6 protein-coding genes are annotated in these 10851 nt (G+C 56.8%); 1 reads left to right on the top strand and 5 read right to left on the bottom strand.

Annotation, left to right across the window (positions count from 1 at the left end; translation table 11 throughout):
- Window positions 1-57: 57 nt before the first annotated feature.
- The gene (locus HBO12_RS26450) at window positions 58-1020 is read left to right on the top strand and encodes an alpha/beta hydrolase (RefSeq protein WP_170043714.1); all 963 of its coding nucleotides are present in this window, start codon (window positions 58-60) and stop codon (window positions 1018-1020) included.
- A gap of 70 nt (window positions 1021-1090) precedes the next feature.
- Here the strand turns inward: HBO12_RS26450 and HBO12_RS26445 are convergent, their stop codons facing one another.
- The 5 genes from HBO12_RS26445 to HBO12_RS26425 form a co-directional block, all read right to left on the bottom strand.
- Window positions 1091-3643 (bottom strand): TonB-dependent siderophore receptor, encoded by a 2553-nt coding sequence (locus HBO12_RS26445; protein WP_170043713.1) that lies wholly within the window; start codon window positions 3641-3643, stop codon window positions 1091-1093.
- Window positions 3644-3980: 337 nt separating this feature from the next.
- Window positions 3981-6503 (bottom strand): TonB-dependent siderophore receptor, encoded by a 2523-nt coding sequence (locus tag HBO12_RS26440; protein WP_170043712.1) that lies wholly within the window; start codon window positions 6501-6503, stop codon window positions 3981-3983.
- 198 nt (window positions 6504-6701) lie between these two features.
- The gene (locus tag HBO12_RS26435) at window positions 6702-9188 is read right to left on the bottom strand and encodes a TonB-dependent siderophore receptor (RefSeq protein ID WP_170043751.1); all 2487 of its coding nucleotides are present in this window, start codon (window positions 9186-9188) and stop codon (window positions 6702-6704) included.
- A gap of 107 nt (window positions 9189-9295) precedes the next feature.
- Window positions 9296-10228, bottom strand: coding sequence for a FecR domain-containing protein (locus HBO12_RS26430; protein WP_170043711.1), 933 nt, complete (start codon window positions 10226-10228; stop codon window positions 9296-9298).
- Window positions 10225-10731, bottom strand: coding sequence for an RNA polymerase sigma factor (locus HBO12_RS26425; RefSeq protein ID WP_262377088.1), 507 nt, complete (start codon window positions 10729-10731; stop codon window positions 10225-10227). The genes HBO12_RS26430 and HBO12_RS26425 overlap by 4 nt, the downstream gene beginning before the upstream one ends.
- Between the last annotated feature and the right edge of the window lie 120 nt (window positions 10732-10851).

Below are 10851 nucleotides of genomic sequence, written 5' to 3'. Positions count from 1 at the left end.
ACCCAACGCCGCCCCTGCACAGGGGCGGCACTGTATTGAATCAATAAGGAACACGTAATGCCCCTGGACCCCGATCTCGAAGGTTTTCTGGAGTTGGCTGAAATGGGTCGCCTGAGTGGCAAGAGTCAGCCCATGCATGCCTTGAGTGTGAGTCAGGCACGGCAGGAGTTCGAGTTGAGCTCGCAGATCCTCGACCCTTCGCCGCCCGCCAGCCTGACGATTACAACCTTGCACATTCCGACACGCGACGGCGCAAAGATAGAAGCCCGGCTATATCGCTCGGCACATCATGCCCAACCTTCACAACCGAGCATTCTGTATTTCCACGGCGGCGGCTACGTGGTCGGCAGCCTTGACTCCCATGACTCGATTTGCCGCCGCCTAGCATCAAGCGGACGCCATGCCGTCCTGGCCCCGGCTTATCGGCTGGCTCCGGAGCATCCGTTCCCCGCGGCCGTCAACGATGCCCTGGATTGCGCCAACTGGCTGGCTCGCGAGGCGCACTCCCTGAATCTGGACCCGGACAATGTCAGTGTCGCCGGCGACAGTGCCGGCGCCACCCTGGCCACGGTACTGGCCATCAGCGCCGTGCAGACACCCGAACACCTTGCGCTAAAGCCCAAGACCCAGTTGCTGTTTTACCCGGTGGCCGACACTCAGCGTACGCGCCCTTCCCACCAGCTGTATGCCGAAGGCTACCTGCTGGAAAGCGATACCTTGCAGTGGTTCTATCGACATTACACTCCCGACGCTGAGCAACGCGGTGACTGGCGCACATCACCGTTGTTGGCAAAAGACCTCGGTCCTCTTGCACCGGCCTACGTCAGCCTGGCCGAGTACGATCCGTTGTATGACGAAGGACTTGAATATGCCCAGCTGCTTCGCGATACCGGAACTGACGTTACTTTGTTGACTCAGGGTGGGTTGACCCATGACTTCCTGCGGATGTCGGGGATCAGTGCGGACATTGGCGGGATTTATGTGGCAGTCGAGGGTTGGTTGGAAGTGCATACCGCCTGAATATGCGGTCTTTTCCGTCAGACAAAGAAAGGGACATCTCACGATGTCCCTTTTTCTCTTCAAACTGCGCTTACCAGAAGGTACCGCGCAGGGTCAGCATGTGATTACGGGGATCGCCGTACCAGTTACCTGTGGTCGAAGTTCCGACGGTCGAATAATAGGTTTTATCGAACACGTTATTGAGGTTGTAGGCCACCGTCCAGTTTTCATCCAGACGATATTCAGCCATGGCATTCCACACAGCGTAACCCGATTGTTTGTAGTCGAAAGGAATCGACAGGTTGTTACCGTTTCCGTCCTGAACGGGTTTACCGTCGCTGCCTATCACTCCCGCAGTGCCACTGACGAAAGTCGCACTCTGCAAATTAACCCCACCCCCCAGTTTCACATCGTTGAACACTCCCGGCAGACGGTAGGTGCTCCAGAGCTTGACCATGTGCTTGGGGGTAATGGTGCTGAATGTGGAGTTTTTGGTACGGTTCTGGTTGTTGTTATAGGTATAACCAGCAATCAACATCCAGTCGGGCATCACTTCACCCGATATCTCCATGTCGAAACCTTTGCTGATGACTTTACCTTGCGGCAAATAGCAGCAGTTGCCACCAAACTGCACCTGGCTCAGTGGATAACGGGGATCTTCTACAGCCTCATTTTCCCGTTCGGTGTAGTAAATCGCGAAGGAGGTATTTACTGCTCCGCCAAACAGTTCGCCCTTGAGCCCGGTTTCATAGGTGCGACCCTCCATCGCCTCGATGGCCGAGCCCGGTTTCGGCCCCTGCATTTTTTGCTGCTGAGGGCGATACTGCTCAGAGTAACTGACGTAGGTCGACCACTCATCTGTCAGGTCGTAGACCAGACCACCATAAGGTGTGACCTTGGTCGATTCCCGCGTCGACACGTCTGATTCAACCTCCCAATTCCCCACCTCGGCCCAATCCGCCGTATAGAGTTGGTCGAACTTGAAGCGTTGGGCACGCGCTCCCACAATCAAATGCAGCGGCTCGGCCAGTTGCAGCCGTAGGGTCGAATACAGACCATATTGGACTTGGGAGTTGGGGTTGTAGTCCCGGAAGTAGTCTTTACGCGTCGGCGGTTGAGGCCAGGGAGTAGTATCTGGATCAAACACGTCCACTTCACCAAGCGCGCCTAAACTTCGCTGGGTGCCGCGCCAGCGACTGTTGATCTTCTGATGGTCCATGCCGAGCAAAAACTCATGGCGTAAACCAAACGCATCGAACTTGCCCGACAAGTTAATATCTGCCGACCCCTGTTCGCTGCGATAGGCAGTAGTATTCCCCTGCCAGTAAGTACCTTTGCCAGTGACCGGGTTTACGCCGTTAAGAGCAAAAGCACTTTTTGAGAGTCCAGACTCAAGGGTCTTGGTGTAAGTCGCGTTTATCTTCCAGTCATCGTTGAGTTCGTGGTCAATCTTGGCAAACAATTCCTGCGAGCGTCCATCCTGGTAGGCCCAACCCTGCGTGAGGCTGGTACGCCGGGATAGACCCAGGTCTTTGCCGTTGCTGTAGCGAGGCAAGCCTACACCGGAGCCATTCACATGAATACGCTCGGAGCGGCCACCGAAGGTCAGCCGTGTGCTGGGCAGGATGTCAGCTTCCAAGACTCCGTAAACCGTGGGTTTTTCGTCGCTCACATGATCCTGGAAAGAACCGTTTTTGCTGTAGGCCGTGACCAAACGCCCGCGTAACTTGCCGTCAAACCCCAGCGGCCCCGTGACATCAAGCTGGGTACGGTAACGATCCCAAGAGCCCGCCGAGGTGTCGATCTTCAACTGGTAGGCATCCAACGGACGCTTACGCACAAGGTTAATCATGCCACCTGGGTCGCCCGTACCGCCGAACAAACCGGAAGCACCACGCAGAACCTCAACGTGGTCAAACTCCACCAGGTCGTAGTTTTTGTTGGAGTAAAAACTCCCTGAGGAGTTACCCAAAGCCATAGGCGCGGCGCCGTCGATCTGGATGTTCTGGATCATGAAGCCGCGAGAGAAAAAGTCTGATGTACGCACGCTGGTTTTTTGCAAGGTGATCCCGGGTGCTAGCTTCAACGCGTCGTTCAGGTCCACTGCTCTCGTGTCCTGAATCGCCTGTGACGTCACCACCGACACCGACTGTGGCGTCTGCCGCAGACTGGTCGGGGTTTTCGAGCCGATACTGGTCAAGCCGGTGGTGTAGGAGCCGGAGTTCTCCGTCATCTCTCCCATGCCCTGGCCCTGGATGGTAGTGGCGCCCAGCTCAAGAGTTGAACTCGTACTATTTTCGGGGCCGAGGATGACGGTATTGTTTTCAATCCGGAAAGTCAGGCCCGCGCCTTTGAGCAATGTTTCAAGAGCTGCCTCGGGCTCCAGGGTGCCTTTGACGGCGGTGGACTTCTTGCCCGCAACCATATCCGGCCCGAAAAGCACTTGCAGGCCGGTCTGCTTACCCAGCTCGGTCAGGGCCTTGTCCAGCGACTGGGCTGGCACATTCACCTGTATGGGCTGGGCGAAAGCCACGCCGCAGACACTGAGAGCCAACCCAAGGAGCGCTACCGACACGCAACTGCGGCAGGAAGAGAGGGGAGCATTGAAGAGTTTTTGCCTGAACCTTTTACTCTCGCGTTTCATTGTTTGGTTAAGCCCCAGATATGTCATTAATGTCGAAGGCCTCCCACTCTTGAGGCGGAATGACCTGAATTTAGTTAAACCGTCCGGACTCCACTCCCTGTTGCAGAGGGACGGTTTTGGCTTGAATCGGTGTCGAGCCATTAATGAACGTTTGGGATAAAAATAATTTAGAAGGATTCTCAATCACTTTGTAACAGTCGCAAAACCTTTGCCTTAGGTCCACACCGCTTCTTGTCAGCCACGCAGTGGAGCGCTCACCTCTAAATCATTGGCGAGCTTAGCGCACGTAAAAAAAATCACCTCAGGTGAGGTGATTTTCTACGACGATAGGGACAGCCTAGAACGTACCCCGCACAGTCAGCATGTAGTTGCGCGGTTCACCGTAGTAATTGCCATACTCGGAAGTCTTCAGAGTCTCGAAGTACTTGCGGTCAAACAGGTTGTTGCCGTTGAGGGCAACGGTCCAGTTTTCATCGACTTTGTATTCGACCATGGCGTCCCATACGGCGTAGCCGCCCTGGGCCATATCAAAAGGCTTTTCATCGTACGCATCATACCCGTCACCTGTTTGGTTCTTTCTAACCCTATAAGATGTTCCGCTGGCGTAGCTGGCACTCTGAATGTTGACACCACCACCTACTTTCCAGTCAGAAAGACGATCAGGCAGTGTGTAAACGGTCCACAACTTCGCCAAATGCTTGGGTGTAACCGTAGTGAGGAAAGTGTCCTTGGTACCATTGTCTGTGAGATTCAAGGTGTAGCCGCCCATCACCATCCACCCAGGCAACACCTCACCACTGGCTTCAAGCTCAAGACCCTTGCTGACGATTTCGCCCTGGGCCAGATAACAGCAACTACCGCCATACAGAACTGACTCAGCCACGAACCGAGGATCTTGAATCGCCTCTTTCTCCCGCTTGGTATAGAACAGCGCAGCCGAAACGTTCAACGTTGAGCCGTAGAGTTCCCCCTTAATGCCGGTTTCGTAGGTCTTGCCAACCATGGGTTCCAGGACTTTTCCAGAAGTACTTGGACCTTGCAGTTGCTGGGCCTGGGGCTTGAAGATTTCCGAATAGCTGGCGTACGCCGACCATTCATCATCGAGGGCGTAAACCAAACCACCGAAGGGAACCAACTTAGTCGGTTCACGATGATTGCTCTGGGACTCAATGCCCCATGCACCTGTATCAGCCTTTACGGCCATGTAGGTCTGTTCGAACTTATAGCGCTGCACCCTGGCCCCGATGATCAACTTGAGTGGATCTGTCAGTTGTAAACGCAAGGTCGAGTACAGACCATACTGCTTACGGGTATTGGGGCTGTAATCACGCTCAAGCTTGTTGCCAATGCTGTCAGAAGGCAGAGGTGTGAGGTCTGGATTGTAGACATCAATAGGATAGAAGCCCTGCATAGCTTTCGTTGAGCGCCAGCGGCTGGTCACCTTCTGCGCATCAGCACCAATCAGCAGTTCATGCTCACGATTGAACGCCGTAAATTTTCCGGAAACGTTGGCATCGAACAGCGTCTGCTCACTCCAGCTTTTAATGTAACTCCCTCCCCAGGTAGCGCCTTCAAGCGTTACCGGATCAGGAGAGCCCCACAGGAATGCACCTTTGGTCTCGGATTTATCGAAGGTATTGGTCAAGGAAACGTTCAACTTCCAGTCGTCAGCCAATTCCTGGTCGTACTTGGCAAAGATTTCCTGGGAGCTGTTATCGCCATAGGCCCAGTTCGGCGAGTACCAAGTGCGGCGACTGAGCTTCAAGTCCTGCCCGGTGCTGAAGCGCGGCAAACCGTCGCCGGTGCCATTTTCATGAATTTTCTCGTAGCGCCCCCCGACGGTAACCCGCGCCGTGTCTGTTACATCAGCCTCCAACACGCCGTAAATGAAAGGTTTCTCGGTGCTACGGTTATCCATGAAGTACTGGCGATCGGTGTTGGCGACCACCACACGCCCACGCAATTTACCGTCAAAGGCCATTGGCCCCGTCACGTCGACTTCAGTACGGTAGTTGTCCCAGGAACCTGCCGATGTATTGAACTTGAGCTGGAAGTAGTCCAGCGGACGTTTACGCACGGCGTTGATGATGCCACCCGGATCACCAGTCCCACCGAACAGGCCGGATGCTCCCTTCAACACTTCGATATGGTCGAACTCAGCCATGTCATAGGTTTTGTTGGCGTAGAAGGTACCGATACCAGAGCCGATATCCATCGGCGAGGCGCCATCAATCTGGATGTTATCGATACGGAAACCACGAGAAATGAACTGCGGCAGGCGGTAGTTGGCGTTTTTGACGGTGATGCCCGGCGTGCGCCGCATGGCATCGGACAGATCAACAATACGCCGGTCTTGCAGGACCTGCTGGGTGATGACAGACACCGACTGCGGTGTGTCCCTCAGACTGGTAGGCGTTTTTGAACCGGCGCTGACAAGTCCGGTGGTGTACGACCCCGAATTCTCCGTCATCTCCCCCATCCCCTGCCCCTGAATCGTGGTAGCCCCCAACTCCACCGCCCCTCCCTGCACCGGGGCCTTTTCAATCAAGATCACATCATCACTGAGCCGGGCGACCAAGCCGCTGTTCAGCAACAACCGGTCAAGCCCCTGCTGCACCGGGTAGTTCCCCTTCAACCCTTGCGACTGCTGACCCGCCACCCACTCGCTGACGACCATCAACCGCAACCCGGATTGCTCGGCAAAGCGCGTCAGTACCTGGTCAAGTTGACCGGCTTCGATATCGTAGGCCCGGTTGTCGGTCTTCTGCTGCTGCGCCGCCTGTGCCGGCAGGCTTATTCCCACGGCACTGGCCGTGGCTAGTGCCAGGCTCAAGGCGGTGTGCCTGATCAGATGCTGCATAACGCTCCCCCTGCTGAAATCAGCCAAATAAAAATCAATCTCAACAGGAAAGACGTCAGCCTTCTGAACACCGACAGTGGCGATATGTATTTATTTTTCGCCAGAAACTGCGCTCATGACGAACCATCACAGGCGGCCAAGGCTGGCATGCGCTCATTAAAAAACCCGCAATCACGCGGGTTCATTTTTATCTGTGACTTACCAGAAAGTACCGCGCAAGGTCACCATGTGGTTGCGTTCATCGCCATACCAGTTGCCCGAGGACGGTGTCCCCAGTTTGCTGTAGTAATGCTTGTCGAACAGGTTATTGATGTTGTAAAGCACGCTCCAGTTCTCATCCAACTGATACTCGGCCATGGCGTCCCAGACGGCGTATCCGGACTGGCTGTATTTAAAATCGTAATACCGCTTTTGAGGGGTAAACCAGGTTGTCCCGCTGACATCCGTAGCACTCTGTAGATTCACGCCGCCGCCCACCTTCAGGTCATTGAATACGCCTGGCAGACGGTAGGTAGACCAGAGTTTGACCTGATGCTTGGGTGTCACACTGCTGAACACTTTGGCTTGAGTGCGATTGCGGTTGTGGTTATAGGTGTAACCGGCCAGTACGTTCCAGTCCGGCAATACTTCGCCGGTGAACTCCATATCAACACCCTTGCTGGTTACCTCGCCTTGAGGTAGGTAGCAGCAGTTACCGCCGTGCAGCACACTGGACGCTTCGTAGCGAGGATCAAGTACTGCCTCGTTTTTACGGCTGGTGTAGTAAAGCGCAAACGACGTATTGACAGCCCCGCCCCACAGTTCTCCCTTGACCCCCGTTTCATAGGTCTTGCCCGTCATGGACTCGATAGGGCTGCCTGGATACGGCCCCATCAGTTTGGTTTGCTGTGGTTTGAAAATCTCGGAATAACTGGCGTATGTCGACCATTCATCCGTGAGGTCATAGACGATGCCGCCGTATGGCACCACCTTCGTGGGTTCGCGAACAGAAACATCTGAATCAGTACCCCAGACCCCCTTGTCGCGGGAACGATAGAGTTGATCGAATTTATAACGTTGCGCACGAGCACCGACAATCAGGTGCAACGGCGCGGCCAATTGCAAACGCAGGGTGGAATACAGGCCGTACTGCACTTGGGTGTTAGGGCTAAAACGGTGGAAAAAATCTTTGTCGGTGTCGGGCTGTGGCCATGGTGCTGGGTTAAAGACATCGATTGGCACACCCGACCCAGTGGCCTGGGCAGTCCCCGCCCATGAACTGGTGATCTTCTGGTGATCCATCCCCACAAGGAGTTCGTGCTGCAACCCCATTGCCTCGAATTTGCCGGCGAGATTCACATCAAACAGCTTTTGATCGCTACGATATTTGTTATTAGAGCCCCCGGTATTGGGCCCTGTCATGGTCGCAGGATCAACCGCGCCAAATGAGAACGCGCTTTTGGAAAACCCTGAATCCAGGGTCTGGGTATAGGAAACGTTCCCCTTCCAGTTCTCGTTGAACTCATGATCGATCTTGCCAAAGATTTCCTGGGATCGACCATCCAGGTACGCCCAGTTCTGTGTCAGGCTGGCGCTTCGCGAAAGTCCTAGATCCCGGCCATCAAGGTAACGCGGCAAGCCCGTACCTGAACCCGTCTCGTGGATGCGCTCAGAACGCCCACCCAGGGTCAGTCGTGTGTCATCCGTGATATCCGCTTCCAACACCCCGTAGAAAATCGGCTTTTCCAGGGCGCGATCATCAGCCATGTATTGGCGATCCGTATAGGCCGCCACCATGCGCCCACGCAGCTTGCCGTCAAACCCCAAAGGTCCGGTGACATCCATCTGCGTGCGGTAGTTGTCCCAACTCCCCGCCGAGACATCGATCTTTAACTGGTAGGCATCCAACGGGCGCTTGCGTACCAGGTTGATCATGCCGCCTGGATCGCCTGTACCGCCGAACAACCCGGACGCACCCCGCAAGACTTCAACGTGGTCATACTCCACCAGGTCGTAGCTCTTGTTGGAATAGAAACTTCCCGACGTGGTACCCAGGGCCATGGGAGCGGCACCGTCGATTTGAATGTTCTCGATGTTGAAGCCTCGAGAGGAGAAGTCTGACAACCGGAAGTTATTGTTGGTGACCGTAATGCCTGGCGTGGTTTTCATCGCTTCGGCCAGGTCGGTCATGCGCTTTTCTTCAATAACCTTCGCAGTCACCACCGACACCGACTGCGGCGTCTGTCGCAGGCTGGTCGGAGTCTTCGAGCCGATACTGGTCAGGCCGGTAGTGTACGACCCCGAATTCTCCGTCATCTCCCCCATCCCCTGCCCCTGAATCGTGGTAGCCCCCAACTCCACCGCCCCTCCCTGCACCGGGGCCTTTTCAATCAAGATCACATCATCACTGAGCCGGGCGACCAGGCCGCTGTTCAGCAACAACCGGTCAAGCCCCTCCTGCACCGGGTAGTTCCCCTTCAACCCTTGCGACTGCTGACCCGCCACCCACTCGCTGACGACCATCAACCGCAACCCGGATTGCTCGGCAAAGCGCGTCAGTACCTGGTCAAGTTGACCGGCTTCGATATCGTAGGCCCGGTTGTCGGTCTTCTGCTGCTGCGCCGCCTGTGCCGGCAGGCTTATTCCCACGGCACTGGCCGTGGCTAGTGCCAGGCTCAAGGCGGTGTGCCTGATCAGATGCTGCATAACGCTCCCCTTGCTGAAATTAGCCAAATAAAAATCAATCTCAACAGGAAAGACGTCAGCCTTCTGAAACCCGACAGCGGCGGCCAGCGTATTTTTTGCACACAGGGTTACTGTCGGCGCGAGTCGTCGCGCTCGATCACGGTCAGCCACGGCAGCAGGCGCACCCGCAGTGGCAGGGTGCGTTGCAGCAGTTTGAGTTGGGCGTCGGTATCGTCGGTGGCGATGATGCCGGTCACGGGCAGGTCGCGCAGGCTGTTGTCGCGGACCCAGATCACGCCGCGATGGTAGCGGCCCAGTTGCTCCAGCACCTCGCCCAGGGGTTGGCGGTTGAACACCAGTTTGTCGCGGCGCCAGGCCGTGGCGGTGCCGACATCGACCGGCTGGGTGCGCGCGTGGCCGTCCGGGCCGTATTGCACGGCCTGTCCGGCCTCGACATCGGTGGTCTGCGGGTCGCCGTCCAATGTCACGCGCACCGTGTGTTCGGTGACGACCATCCGCACCTGCTCGCCCTCGCGTCGCACGTCGAAGCCAGTGCCCAGCGCGCGCAGGCTGCCGCGCCCGGCGCGTACTTCGAAGGGGCGTTGGGTATCGGGGGCGACCTGGACGAACAGTTCGCCGGTATACAGATGCAGCACCCGGCGACCACCTTGCATGTCGATATCCACCCGGGTGCGCGGCGCCAGTTCCAGGTGTGAGCCGTCGTCCAGTGTGACGCGGCGGTGCTCACCCAGGCCGGTCACCTGGTCCGCCATCCAGCCGTGTTGCTCCGCCTGCCAGGACAAGCCGCCCGCCAGGCTCAATGCGACGACCAGCCCCAGTTGCAACAAGCGGCGTGACGATCCAGGTGGGCGCTCCAGTGCGCTGCCCAGGCTCTCCCACAGTCGTTCCGCCGCATGGGCGGCACGCTGGTGTTCGGGCGAGGTTTCGCACCACTGCAGGTAGGCGTCCCAGGTCGGTGCCTCGGGGCTGCCCGAATGCAGGTCGACCAGCCACTGCAACGCCTGCTCGGTCAGCAATGGTGAAGGTTTTTCCAGTGTCACTCGGTCATCCCAAGACGCCGGGCGCAATGCAGCACCGCGCTCATGATGTATTTGCTGACCATACTGGGAGACACCCCGAGTTGCTTGGCAATCGCCGCATGGCCCAAGCCGTCGAGGCGGTTGAGCAGCAAGGCCTGGCGGCTGTTCTCGGACAATTCTCCCAACGCCTGCTGCAACAGCTGCAATTGCTGGCGCATTTCCACCAGTGCCGCAGGGCCCGGGCATGGGTCGAGCAACTCGTGTTGCACATCCTCCAGCGAGTCCATCGGCCCGCGCCGTGTGCGGCTGCGGCCCAGGTCGATGATCAGGTTGCGCAATACGCGAATCAGGAAAAAGCGCGGATTGGTGATGGTATGGGTGCGCTGCTGCCGGTCCAGGCCGACGTAGCGCACAAACGCGTCCTGCATGAGGTCGGCCGCCATTTCCCGGTCGCCCAGCCGACGGTAGGCAATCTGCTGCAGTTCGCGATGATAGAGGCGAAACAACCGATCCAGATTATCCAACGCACACTCCATGGGCATCCGTGTGCAGGGCACACATAGGGGGCGCTAGACTACAATTTATGAGAATCGTTCGCAACAGCATAAAACGTGCGGGCGCTGACTGACCGCCAGCGCCCGCAA

The sequence above is a fragment of the Pseudomonas sp. WS 5059 genome (assembly GCF_012985525.1).
GTDB lineage: Bacteria > Pseudomonadota > Gammaproteobacteria > Pseudomonadales > Pseudomonadaceae > Aquipseudomonas.
The sequence above is the reverse complement of the archived record's forward strand: the minus strand, read 5'-3'. Positions and strand labels throughout refer to the sequence as shown.

Excerpts from the sequence above, each read along its gene's own strand:
- HBO12_RS26435 (WP_170043751.1), bottom strand. The coding sequence starts at position 9,188 with ATGCAGCATCTGATCAGGCACACCGCCTTGAGCCTGGCACTAGCCACG.
- HBO12_RS26450 (WP_170043714.1), top strand. The coding sequence starts at position 58 with ATGCCCCTGGACCCCGATCTCGAAGGTTTTCTGGAGTTGGCTGAAATG.
- HBO12_RS26440 (WP_170043712.1), bottom strand. The coding sequence starts at position 6,503 with ATGCAGCATCTGATCAGGCACACCGCCTTGAGCCTGGCACTAGCCACG.
- HBO12_RS26445 (WP_170043713.1), bottom strand. The coding sequence starts at position 3,643 with ATGAAACGCGAGAGTAAAAGGTTCAGGCAAAAACTCTTCAATGCTCCC.